Source organism: Pseudomonas sp. SK (genome assembly GCF_012975065.1).
Lineage (GTDB): Bacteria > Pseudomonadota > Gammaproteobacteria > Pseudomonadales > Pseudomonadaceae > Aquipseudomonas > Aquipseudomonas anuradhapurensis.
The window spans coordinates 3,159,097-3,179,636 of the sequence record NZ_CP051857.1; the positions used below are offsets into that span (position 1 = coordinate 3,159,097).

The window sequence follows — 20,540 nt, forward strand, 5'->3', positions numbered from 1 at the left end:
GGTTAACACGCTAAAGTCAGGGCGTTACCTTTTGTCGGATAGCGACATGCCTCATCGCGACCTGCTCACACTGCGTCAACAAGTCGAAGACCTGCAACGGCAGAACGCGTTGTTGGAAGCACAGCTTTCGAGCCAGCAGGACCACGGCCAGGACTTCTACCGCTGGTTGTTCGACACCATGGACGAAGGCTTTTGCATCATCGAGTTCTTCGACGGCCCGCACGGCCCGCTCAGTGACTACGTGCACGTGCTGGCCAACGCGGCCTATACCAAGCATGCCGGCATTGCCAATGTGGTCGGGCAGAAGCTGCGCGAAATGGTGCCTGACGAGGCCGATGACTGGGCAGCGCGCTATGGCGCCGTGCTGCGCACCGGCGAACCCCTGCATTTCGAACAGGAACTGGTGGCTACCGGGCGGGTGTTGTCCATCACCACGTTCCGCGTGGAGCCCGCCGAGAAACGCCAGGTGGCCGTGCTGTTCAAGGACGTCACCGAACGGCGCCGGGCAGAGCAGGCCGTGCAGCGCCTGAACGAAGAACTCGAGCAGCGGGTAAGCACTGCGCTGGCAGAGCGCAGGCTGTTTGCCGAGCTGGTCGATCACAGCGTGGTCAACGTGCATGTGATCGACAAGGACATGCGCTGGCTGGCGGTCAATCGGCAGGCCAGGCACGATTTCCAGTTGCTGTACGGGCAAACGCCGGAGATCGGCGACTACATGCCCGGGCTGATCGATGACGGCCAGCCCGAGCAGACGCCGATCCTGCCCCTGTGGCAACGCGCACTGCAGGGCGAGCAGTTCATCGAGACCGGCGCCTTTGGCCAGGCACCCGCGCAGCGCCATTACGAGCTGCGCTTCAACGCCCTGCGCGACCATGAAGGCGAGATCCAGGGCGCCTATCTGTTCGCCTATGACATCAGCCAGCGGGTGCACGAACAAGCGCGGCTGGCCAAGGCCGAGGAGGCCCTGCGCCAGGCGCAGAAAATGGAAGCAGTAGGCCAGCTCAGCGGTGGCATCGCCCACGACTTCAACAACCTGCTGGGCGGCATCCTGGGTGCCCAGGAACTGATGCGCCAGCACCTGGAGCAGTCGCGGTTCGACAGCCTGGAGCCGTTGCTGGCATTGTCCAGTGGCTCGGCGCAACGGGCTTCTGCGCTGGTGCACCGGCTGCTGGCGTTTTCCCGCCAGCAAACCCTGCAACCCCGCTCCACCCAGGTGGCCACGCTGGTGGCTGGCATGGAAGACCTGCTGCGCCGCAGCATCGGCCCGTCCATCAACCTTACCAGCTGCTTTCCCTGCCAGCTGTGGCCGACGTTCATCGACCCGCCGCAACTGGAAAGCGCCCTGCTCAACGTCTGCATCAATGCCCGCGATGCCATGCCTGACGGTGGCGTGATCGATATCCATGGCGACAACCTGCTGCTGGACGACGAGCACGCCCGCGCCCTGGAACTGCCCGCCGGTGAATACGTGCGGCTGAGCATCAGCGACAACGGCAAGGGCATGTCGGCAGAGGTGGCCCAGCGTGCAGTGGACCCGTTCTTCACCACCAAGCCGATGGGCCAGGGCACTGGCCTGGGCTTGTCGATGACCTACGGTTTCGTGCGCCAGTCGGGTGGGCAATTGCGGCTGTTGTCGACGCTTGGCGAAGGGACCCGCATCGAGCTGCTGTTGCCCCGCCACCATGAGCCAGCTGAAGTACCGGCGCCCACGCCGCAGCGCACGGCGCCGGAAAAACCCAGCCCGGCGGCGCAACGCATCCTGCTGATCGAAGACCAGATCGCCTTGCGCGTGGTGGTCTGCGAAGTGCTGCAAGAGCTGGGCTACCAGGTCGATGCTTTCGAGAACGGCCCGGCCGCCCTCGCCCACCTGCAAACCGGCGCGCGGCCAGACCTGTTGCTGAGCGATATCGGCCTGCCGGGAGGGCTGAATGGTCGCCAGGTGGCGGAACGTTGCCGCGAGCGCTACCCCGACCTCAAGGTACTGTTCATCACCGGCTACGATGAAAGCGCGGCGCTCAGAGACGGCCAGCTGCTACAAGGCACGCTGGTGCTGACCAAGCCGTTCGAGCTGCAGGTACTGACCGAGCGGATACGCACACTGCTGGACGGTTGACGGCGGTTCAGCGCCCGCCGCCCAGGTCGATGAAGCTGCCGGTAGCGTACGACGCCTTGTCCGAGAGCAACCAGAGGATGGCCTCGGCGACTTCCTCGGGGCGCCCGCCGCGGCCCATGGGCAAGCCGGGCTCAAGTTTGCTGACCCGCTCGGGGTCGCCGGAAAGCGCGTGGAACCCGGTATGGATATAGCCTGGCCGAACGCCATTGACCCGCACGCCCTCGCCTGCCACTTCCTTGGCCAGGCCGATGGTAAAGGTATCGAGCGCGCCCTTGGAGGCGGCGTAGTCCACGTATTCACTGGGTGAGCCCAGGCGTGCAGCCACCGATGACACGTTGACGATGGCGCCACCCTGGCCGCCGTGTCGGCGCGCCATGCGCAGCAAGGCGTGCTTGGCGCAGAGCATGGGGCCGACGATGTTGGTTTTCATGACCTTGAGCAGGCGGAATTCGGACATGTCCTCGACCCGGCTCTGCTGGCCGATGGTGCCAGCATTGTTGACCAGCGCGGTGACCGGGCCGAGTTCCTGGTCGACACGCAGGAACAGCTGTATGACCTCGTCTTCGACGCTGGCGTCGGCCCGCACGGCAATGGCCTCGGCGCCCAGGGCGCGGACTTGGCCGAGGATGTCTGCCGCAGCCTGATCGTCAGCGTGGTAATTGATGCAGATGCGGTAGCCCTGGCGGGCGGCCAGCAGCGCTGTGGCGGCGCCGATGCCACGGCTGGCACCGGTAATGACGATGACGTTCTGCATGGATATGCCGATCGTTGGGAAGGGACGATCGACAATAGGGGAAAAGGGACGGTATGGGAATAGAAGGCGGGGCCTGGCAGGTGCCTGGCTCGAGCGGTTGGCTGGCGTTCGATTGCGCCCCAGCCAACATCCCATGCCAGGCACCCGGTCGCTTCAATGCCCCGCGGAAGCCGGCCCCGCCTTGGCGGTAAAGGGCGGCTTGGCAAACCACACCAGCAGGATCAACCCGGCAAACACCCAGGTCATCAGGGTGAAGTAATCCACCGTCGACATCATGTAGGCCTGGCCGTTCAGCATCTGCTCCAGCTGCGCATAGCTTTGCGGGCTGGCCCCGCCCAACTGCTCGAGGGTATGCCGCGTCGCCGGGTCGAACTGGCTGATGTGTTCGCTCAGGTAGGCATGGTGCTGGTCCGCTCGACGAATCCAGATCCAGGTGGTCAACGACGCCGCAAAACTCCCGCCCAGCGTACGCAGGAAGGTCGCCAGCCCGGAGCCATCGGCAATCTGCTGCGGCGGCAGGTCGGATAGCAGGATGCTCAAGGTCGGCATGAAGAACAAGGCCACGCCGATGCCCATGAACAGCTGCACCAACGCCACGTGCTGGAAGTCCACCTCATTGGTGAAGCCGGCACGCATGTAGCAGCTGGCGCCGATCGCCAGAAATGCCAGGCCCGCCAGCACACGCAGGTCGAAACGGTGTGCGTACTTGCCCACGAACGGCGACATCATCACCGGCAGCAGGCCGATCGGCGCCACCGCCAGGCCCGCCCAGGTGGCGGTATAGCCCATCTGCGTCTGCAACCACTGCGGCAGGATCAGGTTGATGCCGAAGAACCCCGCATAACCGCCGACCAGCACGAGGGTGCCAACCCGGAAGTTGCGGTGCACGAACAGGCGCAGGTTCACCACCGGGTGACGGTCGGTCAGCTCCCAGATCACGAACACCGTCAGGAACACCAGCGAAATCAGGCTGCCGGTGACGATGAACGACGATTCGAACCAGTCCAGGTCGTTGCCTTTGTCGAGCACCACCTGCAAGGCACCGACGCCAATGATCAGCGTCAGCAGGCCGATGTAGTCCATCGGCTGGCGGCTGGTGACCACCGGCCGGCTGCGCATCTGCTGGCGCACCACGGCGGCGGCGAACAGGCCGATGGGTACGTTGATGAAGAAAATCCACGGCCAGCTGTAGCTGTCGGTGATCCAGCCGCCGAGGATCGGCCCGGCAATCGGCGCCACCACGGTCACCATCGCCAGCAACGCCAGGGCCATCCCGCGCTTGGCCGGTGGGTACACCGCAATCAGCAAGGTCTGGGTCATCGGGTACAAGGGCCCGGCCACCACCCCCTGCAGCACGCGAAAGCCAACCAGCTCCGGCATCGACTGGGCAATCCCGCACAGGAACGAGGCCAGCACGAACAGCAGTGTGGCCCAGATGAACAGCTTAACTTCGCCAAACCGCCGGCTGAGCCAGCCAGTGAGCGGCAAGGCAATGGCGTTGCTCACCGCGAACGAGGTAATGACCCAGGTACCCTGCTCGTAGCTGACCCCCAGGTTGCCGGAAATGGTCGGCAGGGCCACGTTGGCAATGGTGGTGTCGAGCACCTGCATGAACGTCGCCAGCGACAGGCCGATGGTGGTCAGCAGCAGGCTTGGCGGGGTGAACTGGGCCGCAGCAGTATTGCTCATCGCTGCGCCGTCTTGCCGGTTGCGCTGTTCTCGTGGATCAGCCGGGCGATCAGGTTGTCGGCTTCGACCAGCTGACGGTCATAGACCTGGGTGGTATAGCTGGCCTGCTGGGGTGGCTGCTGGGCCAGTGCCGGGCCGCTCTGGTCGTGCAGATCGACCTCGACCACGGTGGACAGGCCGATACGCAGCGGGTGTTGCTTGAGCTGGTCGGGGCTGAGATGAATGCGTACCGGCACCCGCTGGACGATCTTGATCCAGTTACCGGTGGCGTTCTGCGCCGGCAACAAGGCAAAGGCGCTGCCGGTGCCGGCGCCAAGGCTGTCGACCGTGCCGCTGTACTTGACCTCGCTGCCATACAGGTCGGCGCTGATCTGCACCGGCTGGCCAATGCGCATGTCGCGCAGTTGGGTTTCCTTGAAGTTGGCATCGATCCACACCTGGTCCAGTGGGATCACCGCCATGGTCGCGGTGCCGGGCTGCAGGCGCTGGCCCAGCTGCACGGTACGCTTGGCAACGTAGCCGGTCACCGGTGCCACCAGGGTTGTACGGGCATGGTCGAGGTACGCCTGACGCAAGTCGGCGGCGGCAGCCATCACCTCGGGGTGCGAGGACACCACGGTGTCATCGACCAGCGCGCTGCTGGTGCTGAGCTGCTGGCGCGCGCTGTTGACGGCGGCCTGGGCCACGCTCAAGTCGTCGCGGGCGTGGGACAACTCTTCTGCGGCAATGGCGCCGCTGTCGGCCAGCACCTTGCGCCGGTTGAAGTCCTGCTGGGCCTTGCGCAGTTCGGCCAGGCGGGTTTCCAGCTGGGCCTTGAGCGAGTCGACGTTGCTGTACAGGCCGCGCACCTGGCGCACGCTGCGCGCCAGCCTGGCTTCGGCGGACTGCAAGGCCACTTCGCTGTCGGCCGGATCGAACTGCAGCAGCACCTGGCCGGCATGTACCAGGTCGCCGTCATCGGCGCCGATACTGGTGACCGTACCACTGACCAAAGGGGTGATTTCCACCACGTTGCCGTTGACGTAGGCATCGTCGGTGCTTTCGTGCCAGCGCCCGACCAGGCTGTACCAGGCCCAGGCGCCTGCGGCAGCCAGGATCACCAGCAACAACAGGCCAAGCAGCCAGGCCTTGCGCTTGCGCGAGGGCTCGGGCGTTGCGGAGGGAGACGGGGTGTCTGCGGAAGTGGCCATGACAGTACCTTGGATAATTCGTGACAGGGTTCAACGATCACCGAAGCGGCGGATCGTCAACGGGTCGCCGGCAGCGAGCAACACCTTGGCCAACAGGCCTTCCAGGGCTTTGAGCTCTTCGCCGTCGAGCGCGCCGCACAACTCGTTCATGGCGGCGGCGCCGATTTCCGGCAGCCGGTCGGCCAGGCGCTGGCCGTCGGCAGTCAAGGCCAGGCGCACCTGGCGACGGTCGTCGGCGCAACGGGTGCGCACGATCAGCTCCTTCTGCTCGAGGCGGTCGAGCATGCGCGTCATCGAACCGCTGTCCAGGCCCAGGTAGCGGCACAATTCGGCCGGGGTATCCACCTGGTACTGAGTGACGATGATCAGCACCTTGAACTGTGCGGCGGTGACGCCTTCGGATTCGAGGTGCCAGTCGAGGATGCGGTCCTTGAGGATTGCCGCACGGCCAAGCAGCATGCCAATGGCGCAGGTCTGGAAGTTGTCTGGGGTGAAGTGGGCCATCAGCGACTGCTCGGGTAAGTGTGTAAAAATATTACTGCTTAGGCAGTGAATGTCAAAGCCTTGATTAGCAAGCTATGAAATATTTCATGATTTCGCCCGATTCGCGGCCTGTGTAGGGGCGGCCTTGCGTCGCGATGGGCCACACAGTGGCCCCCAACAGTTTGTGCCGCAACACAGATCCAGGGCCGCTGCGCGGCCCATCGCGACGCATGGCCGCTCCTACAAGGCTCGCAGGCCCAATGCCTGCACCGCCCCGCAGGCAATGGCAATACCGACCAGCTCGGCCAGGCTTTGCGCCTGCAAGCGTTTCATCACCCGGCCACGGTACAGGTCCACGGTCTTCACGCTGACTCCCAGCCGTTCGGCAACCTCACGGTTGCTCAAGCCCTGCGCCAACGGCACGAACACGTCGCGCTCGCGCGGCGTCAGGGCATCGACGCGCGCCTGCACCTGAGCCAGCGCCTTATCGTCCTGACGCGCCCGCCCGGCCTGGTCCAGCGCAGCCTGTACGCTGTCGAGCAGCAACTGATCGTTATACGGCTTTTCGATGAAATCGCAGGCGCCAGCCTTGAACGCCCGCACCACGATCGGCACATCGGCATGGCCACTGACGAAGATCACCGGCAGCGCCAGGCCGCGCTCGCGGATCGCCTGCTGCACCGCCAACCCACCCAACCCCGGCATGCGCACATCCAGCAGCACACAGGCCGGCCCGTCATCAACGCAGGCATCGAGAAACGCTTGCCCGCTGGCAAACGGCAGTGCCTGCAAACCTACCGACTGCAGCAACCACACCGTCGAATCCCGCATGCCCTGGTCGTCATCGACCACATACACTTTCGCTTGCACCGCGCCTCCCCTCATCCCCTGCTTACCGCCAGGCGGCAGCACAGCACCAGACCACCCTTGTCACCGGCCCGCGCCCACAGGCTGCCGCCAAAGCCTTCGATCAGGCTGCGGCTCATGCTCAAACCCAGGCCCAGGCCGTCGGCCTTGCTGGTGGTGAAAGGGGTAAAGATTTCATCCAGCCGCTCGGGGGCCACGCCCGGCCCCTGGTCGGCCACTTCTACCAGCACGCCGTCGCCATCGCGCGCGGCGCTCAGCAGGATACGCGACGGCCGCTCGCCGTGCTGCTCGCGGTTGGCATCAATGGCATTGCGCAGCAGGTTCAGCAGCACTTGCTCCAGCAGTACCCGGTCGGCGTACACCGAGGGCAGTTGCGCGCTCATGCGCAATTCGACCAGCACCTGGTCGCGCGCAGCTTCCCAGGCACACAGGCGCATGGCTTCACCGGCCACCTCGGCCACGTCCAGTGCCTGCAGGCGGCGCGGCCCTTTGCGCAGGAAGGCGCGCAGGCGGCGGATCACCTCGGCAGCATGGGTGGCCTGCTCGCTGATGCGCTGCAGGCCCTGCCCAACCCGCTCGCGCGCCTGCGGGTCGTGTGCCACAGCCTGCAGGTAACGCTGGCTGGCATTGGCATAGTTGACCACCGCGGCCAATGGCTGGTTGATCTCGTGGGCGATACCCGACGCCAGCTCGCCCAGGGTGGCCAAGCGGGCACTGTGCGCCAGGCTCTCCTGGGCCTCGATACGCAAGGTAATGTCGCGGGACACGCTGACCACCTCGACCACTGCGCCGGTATAGGTTTCGCGGATGGCCCGGCTGGCGATCTCGAACCAGCGGTAACCGCCTGCGGCCTGGCGCACCCGGCAGGTCATGGTGTGGTAGCCGTCCTGGTCGAGGGCAGCGGCGGCCTGGCGCAGCACCTGGCGACGTTCGCGCGGGTGCAGCAGGGTATGCACCGGCCTGCCACGCAATTGCTCGGGCCACAGCCCGAGCAGGCGGAAGGCCGCCGGCGAGGCATCGAGAAAACGGCCATCAGGGCTGTGCCGGGAGATCAGGTCGGTGGTGTTCTCGATGATCAACCGGTACAGGCGCCGGGCGCGGCTGGCCTCGCGCGCACCGTGGCGCTCGTCACTGGCGTCGCGGCAACGCGCCAGCACTTGCTGGCCCTGATCGTCGGGGATGAAGTTCCACAGCACGATGCGCTCGCCAACCTGTACCTCGACGTCGGCAATCGCCCGGTGCTGGCGCAGGCAGGCGCGCACCAGGGAGGCACAGTTGGCCGGCAGCCAGCTGGCCAGTGCGGGGCCCTCATCGAGCCACGCCTGCAACGCCGGGTTGAGCGCCAGCGGCGTGGCATCGGCGCAGAGCATCAGGCTGGGCTGAGGGTCCTTGGCAAGCAAGGGGTAGGCGGTCTTGTCCAAAATGAGCGGCTCGTTGTTATAGTAGTTTTACTATATTGCTATAGTCGATATTCCTAATACCATAGCGACTCGCGTAAAACAGCGACAAGGGTAACGGCCCACCGTCCGTCACCCTGCACCCTGATCAGAGCTAACAATCAGCCACCGGGGGCCAAGCGCACTGGCTGCGCCTGCCTCCCCTACAGGATTACCGCATGTCGATCTATGCCCAGGGCCTGATGCCCGCTGCCGTCAACCATGTCGCCCTCACCCCGCTGAGTTTCATCGAACGCACCGCTGCCGTATACGGCAATTATCCTGCGGTGGTCCACGGTGCCATCCGCCGCAACTGGCAGGAAACCTACCAGCGCTGCCGACGCCTGGCCAGCGCCCTGGCCGGCCGGGGTATCGGCCGCGGCGATACCGTGGCGGTGATGTTGCCGAACATTCCGGCCATGCTCGAGGCCCACTTCGGTGTGCCCATGACCGGCGCTGTGCTCAACACGCTGAATGTGCGCCTGGATGCCGAGGCCATCGCCTTCATGCTGCAGCATGGCGAGGCCAAGGTGCTGATTACCGACCGCGAGTTCCACACGGTCATCGAGGCTGCCCTGGCCCTGCTCGAACACCCGCCCCTGGTGGTGGATGTGGATGACCCCGAGTATGGCGAAGGCCGCGCGCTCAGCGAGCTCGACTACGAGGCCTTCCTCGCCGAAGGCGACCCGGAATTTGCCTGGGAATGGCCCGATGACGAGTGGCAGGCGATCTCGCTCAACTACACCTCCGGCACCACCGGCAACCCCAAGGGCGTGGTCTATCACCACCGTGGCGCCTACCTGAATGCCCTGGGCAACCAGATGACCTGGGCCATGGGCCACCGCCCGGTGTACCTGTGGACCCTGCCGATGTTCCACTGCAACGGCTGGTGCTACCCGTGGACCATCACCGCGCTGGCCGGTACCCACGTTTTCCTGCGCCGGGTCGACCCGCAGAAAATCCTCAACCTGATCCGCGAACACCAGGTCAGCCACCTGTGTGGCGCGCCGATCGTGCTCAACGCCCTGGTCAACATGCCCGAGGCGGCCAAGGCGGCCATCGACCATCCGGTGCAGGCCATGGTCGCCGGCGCCGCACCACCCGCCAAGGTGATCGGCGCCGTGGAGGAAATGGGCATCCAGGTGACCCACACCTACGGCCTGACCGAAGTCTACGGCCCGGTGACCGTCTGTGCCTGGCATGACGAATGGGACCAACTGGCGCTGGAAGAACGCGCGCGGATCAAGTCGCGCCAGGGCGTGCGCTACCCGACCCTCGACGGCTTGATGGTCGCCGACCCGCAGACCCTCGAGCCGGTACCGCGCGACGGCAACACCCTGGGCGAGATCTTCATGCGTGGCAACACCGTGATGAAGGGCTACCTGAAGAACCCCGAAGCAACCGCCGAAGCCTTCCGTGGCGGCTGGTTCCACACCGGTGACCTGGCCGTGTGGCATGCCGACGGCTATGTCGAGATCAAGGACCGGCTCAAGGACATCATCATCTCCGGCGGCGAGAACATCTCCACCATCGAGGTAGAGGACGCCCTGTACAAGCACCCGGCCGTGCTGGAAGCCGCAGTAGTGGCGCGCCCGGATGAAAAATGGGGGGAAACCCCATGCGCCTTCGTCGCCCTCAAGCCGGGCCGCGAAGACACCCGCGAAGCCGACATCACCGGCTGGTGCCGCGAGCACCTGGCCGGGTTCAAGGTGCCGAAGACCGTGGTGTTCGGCGAATTGCCGAAAACCTCCACCGGCAAGATCCAGAAGTACGTGCTGCGCGACCGGGCCAAGGCCCTCTGAAGCCGCAGCTGTCCGATCGCCGGCAAGCCAGCTGCCACAGGGTTGATGCAAGCCTCGAGCCTTGTGCAATGCCTGTGGCAGCTGGCCGGTGGTGGGGCCCGCACAGACAACCTCAATCTTCCAAGAGCACACGATGACCACCTACACCGCCCCCCTGCGCGACATGCGCTTCGTCCTGCATGATGTGTTCAACGCCCCCGCCCTGTGGGCCCGCCTGCCCGCCCTGGCCGAGCGCATCGACGCCGAAACCGCCGATGCCATCCTCGAGGAAGCAGCCAAGGTCACCGGCCAGCTGATCGCCCCGCTCAGCCGCAACGGCGACGAGCAAGGCGTGCGCTTCGAGGCCGGCACCGTCACCACCCCCGATGGCTTCCGCGAGGCCTGGCACACCTACCGCGAAGGTGGCTGGGTCGGCCTGGGTGGCAACCCCGAGCATGGCGGCATGGGCATGCCGAAAATGCTCGGCGTGCTGTTCGAGGAAATGCTCTATGCCGCCGACTGCAGCTTCAGCCTGTATTCGGCGTTGAGCGCCGGCAGTTGCCTGGCGATCGATGCCCACGCCAGCGAAGCACTCAAGGCCACCTACCTGCCACCCCTCTACGCAGGCCGCTGGGCGGGCACCATGTGCCTCACCGAGCCTCATGCCGGCACCGACCTGGGGCTGATTCGCAGCCGCGCCGAGCCCCAGGCCGACGGCAGCTATCGCATCAGTGGCAGCAAGATCTTCATCACCGGCGGCGAGCAGGACCTGACCGAGAACATCATCCACCTGGTACTGGCCAAGCTGCCGGATGCGCCGGCCGGTGCCAAAGGCATCTCGCTGTTCCTGGTGCCCAAGTACCTGGTCGAGGCCGATGGCAGCCTGGGTAGGCGCAACCCCGCCCATTGCGGGTCGATCGAACACAAGATGGGCATCAAGGCCTCGGCCACCTGCGTGATGAACTTCGACGGTGCGGTCGGCTATCTGGTGGGTGAGCCGAACAAGGGCCTGGCCGCGATGTTCACCATGATGAACTACGAGCGCCTGTCCATCGGCCTGCAGGGCATCGGCTGTGCCGAAGCGTCCTACCAGAGCGCCGCCCGCTATGCCAATGAACGCCTGCAAAGCCGCGCAGCAAGCGGCCCGCAAGCCAAGGACAAGGTGGCCGACCCGATCATCCAGCATGCTGATGTGCGGCGCATGCTGCTGACCATGCGCACCCTCACCGAGGGTGGCCGGGCGTTCGCCGCCTACGTTGGCCAACAGCTGGACCTGGCGCGCTACGCCGACGACGCCGGCGAACGCGAGCACGCCCAGCGCCTGGTGGCACTGCTGACGCCGGTGGCCAAGGCATTCTTCACCGACAACGGCCTGGAAAGCTGTGTGCTCGGCCAACAGGTGTATGGTGGCCATGGCTACATCCGTGAATGGGGCCAGGAGCAGCGCGTGCGCGACGTGCGCATCGCCCAGATCTATGAAGGTACCAACGGCATCCAGGCCCTCGACCTGCTCGGGCGCAAGGTGCTGGCCGACGGCGGCCAGGCACTGGCCAGCTTTGCTGCCGAGGTACGTGCCTTCAGCCTCGACGCGCCGCTGCACCGCGAAGCCCTGCAAGCGAGCCTGGCACGCCTGGAAGCGACCAGCGCCTGGCTGCGCTCGCGCGCTGGCGAGGAGCCCAACCTGGTCAGCGCCGTGGCGGTGGAATACCTGCAGCTGTTCGGGCTGACCGCGTATGCCTACATGTGGGCGCGGATGGCCGCGGTGGCGTTGGCCAAGCGTGACGAGGACGATGCGTTTCATGCGGCCAAGCTGGCCTGTGCGGAGTTCTACTTCCAGCGCGTCCTGCCGCGTGGCTTGGGCCTGGACGCGAGTATTCGCGCAGGGAGCGCCAGCCTTTATCGGATGACCGCCGGACAATTCTGATCGCCCCGCCCGCCCTCAGCGTCGGCAAGCCGGCTCCCACAGGCTGGCCCTGTAGGAGCCCGGCTTGCCGGCGATGGCGACCAGGCGGAGCTGGTTCCTGCCGCGAAGGGTTCTCAAACGCTGGAAAACCGTTGCCAATCCGACGAAAAACCGGCACAACAGAGAATCACTCGCCATTACCGCGGTTCTCCGGAGCCCTGCGCCAAGGGTAGAATGCGCAAAACCCGGAGCCGCAATGAACCACGACCGCCGCAACCCCAGCCCAGACGATGCCATCACCGACGCCGCCGCGCACTGGTGCATGCGCCTGCATGCCGAGGATTGCACGCTGGCCGAGCGCGAGGCGTTCAGCCGCTGGCTGGCGGCCGACCCGCAGCATGCCGAGGAATACCAGGCAATGCTGGAGATCTGGCACACCGCCGACCTGCTGCCACGCACCGCCACCGTCATCGATTTCAACGCGCCCGTTCAGCAGCCGGCACGCCCGCGTGGCTGGCGGCCATTCGCCTCTGCTGCCGCCATCGCCCTGGCAGTGCTGCCGCTGGCCGGCTGGCTGGGCTGGGAACAAGGCTGGCTGCCCAACCACTACCAGCACTTCGCCGCCGGCGAGCGCATGCAGACCGTGGAACTGAACGACGGCAGCACGGTGCAGCTCAACCTCAACACCGAGCTCACCTACCTGAACTACAAGGACCAGCGCCAGGTCACGCTCAAGCGTGGCGAGGCGTTCTTCAAGGTGCGCCACGACAGCAACCACCCCTTCATCGTGCATGCCGGCCGTGGCCAGACTCGTGTCACCGGCACCCAGTTCAACGTGTGGAAGTACCAGGACCGGGTCAAGGTGACGTTGGTGGAGGGCTCGGTACTGGTCTCCAGCGACGGCAGCGACGGCGGCTACCGCCTCGGCCCGGGGATGCAGGCCAGCTATCGCCAGGGCGACTTCGAGCCGCAGCTGGCACAGAGCGACGATTACGGCAACAGCCTGGCCTGGCGTGACGGCAAGCTGGTGCTCGACAACCTGAGCCTGGAGCAGGCGCTGCCGATGATCAACCGCTACCTCGACGCGCCGTTGCTGCTGGCCGACGCCAGCACCGGCCGCATTCGTATCAGCGGCATCTACAACACCCGTGAGGTGGGGCGCCTGGTCAACAACCTGCCCAAGGTGCTGCCGGTCTACCTGACCCGCAGCAAGGATGGCAGCACTGTGCTCAACCGCATCTCGCCGCCACCCGACAAGGGCTGACGCCTGCCCTACAGGGTCATCGCCGCCAGCCAGCCGAACGCCAGCAGCGGCAGGTTGTAGTGGATGAAAGTGGGCACCACGGTGTCCCAGATGTGGTGATGCTGGCCATCCACGTTGAGCCCCGAAGTCGGCCCCAGGGTCGAGTCCGAGGCCGGCGAACCCGCGTCGCCCAGGGCGCCGGCGGTACCCACGATGCACACCGTGGCCAGCGGGTCGAAGCCCAGTTGCACGCACAGCGGCACGAAGATCGCCGCCAGGATCGGTACCGTGGAGAAGGACGAGCCGATGCCCATGGTCACCAGCAAGCCCACCAGCAACATCAGCACCGCACCGACAGCCTTGCTGTGGTTGATCCACTGCGCCGACGCTTCCACCAGGCTCTTCACCTCGCCGGTGGCTTTCATCACGTCGGCAAAGCCCGAGGCGGCAATCATGATGAAGCCGATCATGGCCATCATCTTCATGCCTTCGGTGAACAGGTCGTCAGTGTCCTTCCAGCGCACGATGCCCGACAGCGAGAAGATCAGGAAGCCGACCATGGCACCGATGATCATCGAGTCCAGCCACAACTGGACAACGAACGCCGCAGCAATGGCCAGCCCGGCCACCAGCAGCGTCAGCGGGTTGTACTGCACGCTCACCTGCTCCACCTGCTCGATGCGCGCCAGGTCGTAGTCACGCTTCTTGCGGTAGCTGACGAACACCGCCAGCAACAGCCCGGCGAGCATGCCGGCGGCCGGGATGGCCATGGCGTGGGTGACATTGACGCCGCTCACATCGACGCCTGCGCGGGCGACGTTGGCCAGCAGGATCTCATTGAGGAAGATGTTGCCAAAACCCACCGGCAGGAACATGTACGGGGTGATCAGGCCGAAGGTGATGACGCAGGCGATCAACCGACGGTCGATGCGCAGGCGAGTCAGCACATAGAGCAGCGGCGGCACCAGTAGCGGGATGAAGGCGATGTGGATGGGCAGGATGTTCTGCGACGACACCGCCACCACCAGCATCAGGCCGATCAGCAGCCATTTCACCTTGCCGCCATTGGCATGGCCCTGGCGCTCGATCATGCCCAGGGCACGGTCGGCCAGGGCATGCGCCAGGCCAGACTTGGCGATGGCCACGGCAAAGGCGCCCAGCAGTGCATAGGACAGGGCCACCGTGGCACCACCCCCCAGGCCGCCGTTGAAGGCCTTGAGCGTCCCCTCGATACCCAGGCCACCGACCAACCCACCGGCCAGGGCGCCAATGATCAGGGCGATGACCACGTGCACGCGGGACAGGCTGAGTATCAGCATGATGCCGACCGCGGCGATCACTGCATTCATGGTTGGCTTACCTCGTTGCGACAGAAAAAAGCCGGCACTCTGAAGCAGTGGGCGACAGAAGTCAAAAGCGCCATGCTGCGGCAGATTACCAATGCCCGGCGCGATCCTTTGCAGGAGCGGCCTGGTGTCGCGATTGAGGCGTGGCGCGGCCCCAGCCATTCGTCTGCTGATGCTGAAATCCTGGGGCCGCGTTGCGGCCCTTTCGCGACACCAGGCCGCGCCTACAAGGGCCACGCGGGCCTGCAGGTTAAATTGAACGTTTGAATAAAGAAAAACCTGCGCTGGCCGACACAGACGTCAGCCACACTCCTATTACAAGGGACCCATCCCATGCCTTTGCGACAACTTTCCATCCAGTGGAAAATTACCCTGCTCGCCGGTCTCTGCCTGGCCGGCATCGTCACCCTGCTCGTCGGCCTGTCGCTGTACCGCATGGAGCACAGCTCGGACCTGGTCAAGGCCAGCAGCATGCAGATGCTGACCGAGTCGGCACAGTCGCGCATCGAATCGCAAGGCGAGGTGCAGGCCTTGAACATCCGCCGCCAGTTCATGGACGCCTACCAGTACGGCGCTGGCTTCGCCCGCCAGGTGCTGTTCCTGCGTGAACAGGCCGAAAAGCGCTTTCTCGATGCCTTCGACCTGCGTGAGGACATGACCCGCCAGGTACGCGCCGCCTTGCAGGCCAACCCGGACCTGCTCGGCCTGTCGCTGGTATTCGAACCCAACGCGCTGGACAACAAGGACAGCCTGTTCGCCGGCAAGGCGGAACTGGGTAGCAACGCCACCGGGCGTTTCGCCCTGTACTGGTCGCAGCCGCGGGTCGGCCAGCTGACCTCCATGGCCCTGCCTGAAACCGACATGGCCAACACCGAGATCGGCCCCAGCGGCCAGCCGGCCAACACCTGGTGGGTCTGCCCGCGTACGTCCGGCAAGGTCTGTGTGGTGGAACCGTACTTCTATGACATCGATGGCCAGCAGGTCCTGATGACCAGCATCGTCTTCCCGCTGCGGGTAGACGGCAAGGTGATCGCCACCCTGTCCGTGGACATCAACCTCAACAGCCTGCAGGCCCTGAGCCAGGAGGCCAGCCGCAGCCTGTACGAAGGCCGCACCACGGTCGGTATCCTCAGCCCGGTCGGCCTGCTGGCCGGCTACAGCGCCGATGCCAGCAAGCTGGCCCAGCGCTTCGACCAGGTCGATACGGCCAAGGGCGCCGAACTGGTGCGCACGCTGGCCGATGGCAAGTTGACCACCCTGCACGACCAGCAGCGCCTGAAAGTGCTGGCAGCGTTCCGCCCGATCCCGGATGCCCAGCCATGGGGCGTGTTGCTGGACGTGCCGGAAGATGCCCTGACCGGGCCGGCCGAGGCGCTGAAGCAGGAACTGGACGCGCTGAACACCAGCGGCACCCTGCTGGAGCTGGGCCTCGGCCTGGCCGCGGCAGTGGCCGGCCTGCTGATGGTGTGGCTGATGGCTCGCGGCGTGACCCGGCCGATCCTCGGCGTGGCGGCCATGCTCAAGGACATCGCCAGCGGCGAAGGCGACCTGACCCGCCGCCTGACCTACCAGAAGCGTGACGAACTGGGCGAATTGGCTGGCTGGTTCAACCGCTTCCTCGACAAGTTGCAACCGACCATTGCCGAGGTCAAGAGCTCGGTGCAGGCCGCTCGCGGCACCGCCGACCAGTCCTCGGCAATTGCCACGCAGACCAGCGCTGGCATGGAGCAGCAGTATCGCCAGGTCGACCAGGTGGCCACCGCCTCGCACGAAATGAGCGCCACCGCCCAGGACGTTGCCCGCAGCGCCGCGCAGGCCGCCCAGGCCGCCCGCGACGCCGACCAGGCGACCCGCGAGGGCCTGGCGGTGATCGAGCGTACAACCACCAGCATCGATGCGCTGGCTGCCAACATGAGCGAAGCCATGGCCGAAGTCGAAGGCCTGGCGCAGAACAGCGAGAAGATCGGTTCGGTGCTGGAGGTGATCCGCTCGATCGCCGAACAGACCAACCTGCTGGCACTCAACGCCGCCATCGAGGCCGCCCGCGCCGGTGAGGCAGGACGTGGTTTTGCCGTGGTAGCCGACGAAGTGCGCAACCTGGCCCAGCGTACCCAGGAGTCCGTGGAAGAAACCCGCCAGGTGATCGAGGCGCTGCAGAACGGTACCCGTGAAGTGGTCGGGGCGATGGACAACAGCCACCGCCAGGCCCAGGGTGGTGTCGAGCAGGTTGGCCAGGCGGTCACTGCGCTGCAACGCATCGGCCAGGCGGTGACGGTGATTACCGACATGAACCTGCAGATCGCCTCGGCCGCCGAGGAACAGAGCGCCGTAGCCGAGGAAATCAACAGCAACGTGGCGACCATCCGCGACGTCACCGAATCGCTGTCGGGGCAGGCCAACGAATCGGCGCGGGTCAGCCAGTCGCTGAACAGCCTGGCCAACCAGCAGCAGGCGCTGATGGATCAGTTCCGCGTATGACCGCAGGCAGGGCCGGCGCCCGCCGGCCCTGCCACCTCGTGGTTGCCGGGCACGCGGGCGGGTCGTCTACACTTGCCGCACCACTCAACGGCAACCGACGAGGGCCTGGATGAAGAAGATCCCTACACTGTTGGCCGGCCTGCTGCTCACCCTAGGCCTGGCCAGTACCGACAGTGCCGCCTCGGCTGAACGCAGCGAGCCCATCCACTTTGGCGCCATAGGCTGGGAAAGCGGCGCCCTGACCACCGAAATCCTGCGGCTGATCGTGGAGCGTGGCTATGGCTACCCCACCGACACCCTGCCCGGCAGCACGGTCAGCATGGAGGTGGCGCTGGCCCGTAACGACCTGCAGGTGATCGCCGAGGAATGGGCCGGGCGCAGCCCCGCATGGGTCAAGGCCGAGCAGGCCGGCCAGGTGTATGCCTTGGGCGATACCGTGAAAAACGCCGAGGAAGGCTGGTGGGTACCCGCCTATGTGATCGAAGGCGACGCTGCCCGCAAGCTGAAGCCCATGGCACCCGAACTTCGCAGTGTCGAGGACCTCAAGCGCTACCCGCAGGTTTTCCGCGACCCGGAATCGCCCGGCAAAGGGCGCTTTCTGAACAGCCCCAGCGGCTGGACGTCGGAAACCGTCAACAGCCAGAAACTCAAGGCCTATGGCCTGGAAACGCTGTACAACAACTTCCGTACGGGCTCGGGAGCGGCGATGGATGCCGAGATCGGCTCGGCTATCCGCCGCGGCCAAGCCGTGCTGTTCTATTACTGGAACCCGACCCCATTGATGGGCCGCTACAAGCTCATACGCCTGGAAGAACCGCCGTTCGACGCCCAGGCCTGGGCCACCCTCACCGATCCCGGCAACCCCAACCCCAAAGGCAGCCGTTCGCTGCCGGCGAAATTGTCGATCGGGGTGTCCAAGGCGTTTCATCAACACTACCCGGAGCTGGTGAGCGTGTTCGAACAGGTCGAGTTGCCCATCGATCGGTTGAACAAGGCGCTGGCCGACATGAGCGAAAAGCGCACCCCACCCCGTGATGCCGCCCTCGCCTTCCTGCGCGATAACCGCCAAGTGTGGAAGGCCTGGCTGCCTGCGGACGTCGCCAGCAAGGTCGAGGCCAGCCTCTGAGCAGCGGCTGGCGCAGGCTTGGCCAGCAAGGTCCTGGCTTGCCGCCAACAGGGCCGCGCCTGACAATGCCACACCGACCGACCAGCCCGGACCCACCCGCATGTCTCTCAAAGCCCTGCGCACCTTGGTGACCATCGCCCGGCATGGCACCTTTGCCCGTGCCGCCGACCTGCTCAGCCTCACGCCCTCGGCGGTGAGCCTGCACATCAAGATCCTCGAAGACGAACTGCAAGTGACACTGTTCGACCGCAGCCGCAGGCAGGTGGCGCTGACTGAGGCCGGCCAGTTGGCGGTTGCCCGCGCCGAGTCCATCCTGGCTGCCTATGACGAACTGGCCGATACCCTGGCCAGCGGCCCGAGCCTGCGCGGCCGCCTGCGCCTGGGGGCGATCCACACGGTGCTGGCGCGGCGCTTGCCGAAGGCGCTGGTGTGGCTCAAGGCGCACCACCCACAGCTGCACATCAGCGTGGCATCGGGCATGTCGGCCGAACTGGCACGGCGCGTGGAAGATGGCGAGCTCGATGCAGCGATCACCACCGAACCGGTCAACCCCTACCCGCAGAGCCTGGACTACACGCCCTTGTTCGAGGACCGCTTCTGGGCCATCGCCAGCGCCGAGCTGGCCGGGCACAGTGTGGCGCAGTTGCTGGCCAGCCAGCCCTTCCTGCGCTTCGACAAGCGTGCCTGGGCCGGCCGGCAGATCGAGCAGGAACTGCGCCGCCAGCACCTGCAGGTGAGTGAACAGATGGAACTGGATAGCCAGGAAGCCCTGGCGCGCATGGCGGTGATGGGCCTGGGTGTGGCGATCGTGCCCATGGCCGACGAAGACCTTGCCCGCCTGCCAGCAGCGACCTGCCTGCCGTTTGGCGAACCGCAGCTGACCCGGCGGGTGGTCTTGCTGGAGCATCAGAAAAGCCAACGGCGGCACTTGAGTGCTGTGCTGAAGACTGCGTTGGATGCTTGAGTTACGGGTGACCGCTAGGTGCAGGGGCGGCCTTTTGTCGTGAAAGAACCGAAAAAAGGTGGTGGCGAAAATGAAGCGCTGGGGGCGCTTCGCACCCCTTTCGCGACGCAAGGCCGCTCCTGCACACTCAGTGGCTGGGCGAACATGCATTTTTGCTCAACGGTCAATGAAGAAAACAACGTTTTTATAAATCAAACAGCCTCCGTAATCTTGCCCGGTACCCGGCCACGGAACGCTGACCATGCTCCACTTGCTGCTGACCACCCTGCTACCGATCATCCTGCTGATTGCCTTGGGCACGTTCCTGCGGCGGCGTGGTTTTCTCGCAGAAAGCTTCTGGCCTGGCGCCGAGCGCCTGAGCTACTACGTGCTGTTGCCGTCGCTGTTTCTGCACGGCCTGGCCAGCGCCAACCTCGATGGCGTACCGGTGCTCGGCATGGTCGGCGTGCTGATGCTCTCGACCTTGGCCGGGGCCGTGCTGCTGGTGCTGTACCAGGGCGCAATGAACTACGCTGGTGCCGACTTCACGTCAGTGTTCCAAGGCGGTATCCGCTTCAACAACTACATCGGCGCCACCCTGGCAGCTGGCATCTACGGCAGCGCCGGCATCGCCCTGGCCGCGGTGGCCAACGCCGCCATCGTGCCCCTGGTCAACCTGCTTTGCGTGCTGGTGTTCGCCCGCTTCAGCGCCCGCCATAGCTCACCCGCCACGGTACTGCGGGCAATCTTCGCCAACCCGCTGATCGTCGGTTGCGCTGGCGGCTTGCTGCTGCGCGCCAGCGGGCTGGGCTTGCCGGCGGGTATCGAGCCCACCGTCAAGGCGCTGGGCCAGGCGGCGCTGCCGCTGGGCCTGCTGTGTGTCGGCGCCGCCCTTGGCGGCGCCAGCCTGGGCCAGCAGCTGCGCCCGTTGCTGGCCGCCTCGGCGTTCAAGTTCTTGATCATGCCACTGACGACCTGGGGCCTGTGTCGCTTGCTGGGCCTGGGTGGCCAGGCGGCAGTGGTGGCCGTGTTGTTCCAGGCGCTGCCCACGGCTTCCTCTTCCTATGTGATGGCCCGGCAGATGGGCGGCAACGCACCGCTGATGGCTGCCATCATCGCGCTGCAGACCGTGGCTGCCGCTGCAACGTTGCCCTTGGTACTGATGCTTGCGCTTGACTAGACTGTGAA

At 65.6% G+C, this 20,540-nt stretch carries 15 protein-coding genes and 2 pseudogenes; 10 read left to right on the forward strand and 7 right to left on the reverse strand.

Features of this window, described 5'->3' with window-relative positions:
* The first annotated feature begins 46 nt into the window (after positions 1 to 46).
* Positions 47 to 2,113, forward strand: coding sequence for a PAS domain-containing protein (locus tag HG549_RS14540; protein ID WP_170030203.1), 2,067 nt, complete (start codon positions 47 to 49; stop codon positions 2,111 to 2,113).
* 7 nt (positions 2,114 to 2,120) lie between these two features.
* On the opposite strand, the gene HG549_RS14545 is transcribed toward HG549_RS14540, so the two are convergent.
* The 6 genes from HG549_RS14545 to HG549_RS14570 all read right to left on the reverse strand — a co-directional run bounded on the left by HG549_RS14545 (position 2,121) and on the right by HG549_RS14570 (position 8,517).
* Positions 2,121 to 2,867, reverse strand: coding sequence for an SDR family oxidoreductase (locus tag HG549_RS14545; RefSeq protein ID WP_170030204.1), 747 nt, complete (start codon positions 2,865 to 2,867; stop codon positions 2,121 to 2,123).
* Positions 2,868 to 3,020: 153 nt separating this feature from the next.
* The gene (locus HG549_RS14550; protein WP_170030205.1) at positions 3,021 to 4,556 is read right to left on the reverse strand and encodes a DHA2 family efflux MFS transporter permease subunit; all 1,536 of its coding nucleotides are present in this window, start codon (positions 4,554 to 4,556) and stop codon (positions 3,021 to 3,023) included.
* Positions 4,553 to 5,746: an HlyD family efflux transporter periplasmic adaptor subunit gene (locus HG549_RS14555; protein WP_170030206.1), complete on the reverse strand. Its 1,194-nt coding sequence runs from the start codon at positions 5,744 to 5,746 to the stop codon at positions 4,553 to 4,555. The genes HG549_RS14550 and HG549_RS14555 overlap by 4 nt, the downstream gene beginning before the upstream one ends.
* A gap of 30 nt (positions 5,747 to 5,776) precedes the next feature.
* Positions 5,777 to 6,250 (reverse strand): MarR family winged helix-turn-helix transcriptional regulator, encoded by a 474-nt coding sequence (locus tag HG549_RS14560; RefSeq protein WP_170030207.1) that lies wholly within the window; start codon positions 6,248 to 6,250, stop codon positions 5,777 to 5,779.
* 219 nt (positions 6,251 to 6,469) lie between these two features.
* Positions 6,470 to 7,114, reverse strand: a complete 645-nt coding sequence (locus tag HG549_RS14565; RefSeq protein WP_170030208.1) for a response regulator transcription factor — start codon at positions 7,112 to 7,114, stop codon at positions 6,470 to 6,472.
* Positions 7,111 to 8,517 (reverse strand): sensor histidine kinase, encoded by a 1,407-nt coding sequence (locus HG549_RS14570; RefSeq protein WP_170030209.1) that lies wholly within the window; start codon positions 8,515 to 8,517, stop codon positions 7,111 to 7,113. The genes HG549_RS14565 and HG549_RS14570 overlap by 4 nt, the downstream gene beginning before the upstream one ends.
* Positions 8,518 to 8,711: 194 nt before the next feature.
* Here HG549_RS14570 and HG549_RS14575 point away from each other — a divergent pair, with 194 nt between their 5' ends.
* The 3 genes from HG549_RS14575 to HG549_RS14585 all read left to right on the forward strand — a co-directional run bounded on the left by HG549_RS14575 (position 8,712) and on the right by HG549_RS14585 (position 13,480).
* Positions 8,712 to 10,334 carry an acyl-CoA synthetase gene (locus HG549_RS14575; protein ID WP_170030210.1) on the forward strand — a complete coding sequence of 541 codons (1,623 nt, stop codon included), beginning with the start codon at positions 8,712 to 8,714 and terminating at the stop codon, positions 10,332 to 10,334.
* A gap of 133 nt (positions 10,335 to 10,467) precedes the next feature.
* Entirely contained in the window at positions 10,468 to 12,237 is a 1,770-nt protein-coding gene (locus tag HG549_RS14580) for an acyl-CoA dehydrogenase C-terminal domain-containing protein (protein WP_170030211.1), read from the forward strand.
* Positions 12,238 to 12,472: 235 nt separating this feature from the next.
* Complete coding sequence (locus HG549_RS14585) at positions 12,473 to 13,480, forward strand: FecR family protein (RefSeq protein WP_170030212.1); 1,008 nt, start codon at positions 12,473 to 12,475, stop codon at positions 13,478 to 13,480.
* An 8-nt stretch (positions 13,481 to 13,488) separates the two neighbouring features.
* On the opposite strand, the gene HG549_RS14590 is transcribed toward HG549_RS14585, so the two are convergent.
* A complete protein-coding gene (locus HG549_RS14590; RefSeq protein WP_170030213.1) occupies positions 13,489 to 14,808 on the reverse strand; it encodes a Na+/H+ antiporter family protein in 1,320 nt (439 codons plus the stop codon).
* 72 nt (positions 14,809 to 14,880) lie between these two features.
* Between HG549_RS14590 and HG549_RS14595 the strand changes: the two genes are divergently transcribed.
* The 6 genes and pseudogenes from HG549_RS14595 (at position 14,881) to HG549_RS14615 (ending at position 20,532) form a co-directional block, all read left to right on the forward strand.
* Positions 14,881 to 15,072, forward strand: coding sequence for a hypothetical protein (locus tag HG549_RS14595; RefSeq protein ID WP_170030214.1), 192 nt, complete (start codon positions 14,881 to 14,883; stop codon positions 15,070 to 15,072).
* 387 nt (positions 15,073 to 15,459) lie between these two features.
* A pseudogene (locus HG549_RS26345) lies at positions 15,460 to 16,377 on the forward strand (chemotaxis protein); the annotation flags it as partial.
* 393 nt (positions 16,378 to 16,770) lie between these two features.
* A pseudogene (locus HG549_RS26350) lies at positions 16,771 to 17,283 on the forward strand (methyl-accepting chemotaxis protein); the annotation flags it as partial.
* Between the two features lie 109 nt (positions 17,284 to 17,392).
* Positions 17,393 to 18,409 (forward strand): ABC transporter substrate-binding protein, encoded by a 1,017-nt coding sequence (locus HG549_RS14605; protein ID WP_170030216.1) that lies wholly within the window; start codon positions 17,393 to 17,395, stop codon positions 18,407 to 18,409.
* 100 nt (positions 18,410 to 18,509) lie between these two features.
* A complete protein-coding gene (locus HG549_RS14610) occupies positions 18,510 to 19,373 on the forward strand; it encodes a LysR family transcriptional regulator (RefSeq protein WP_170030217.1) in 864 nt (287 codons plus the stop codon).
* 241 nt (positions 19,374 to 19,614) lie between these two features.
* Positions 19,615 to 20,532 (forward strand): AEC family transporter, encoded by a 918-nt coding sequence (locus HG549_RS14615; protein ID WP_170030218.1) that lies wholly within the window; start codon positions 19,615 to 19,617, stop codon positions 20,530 to 20,532.
* The last annotated feature ends 8 nt before the right edge of the window (positions 20,533 to 20,540 follow it).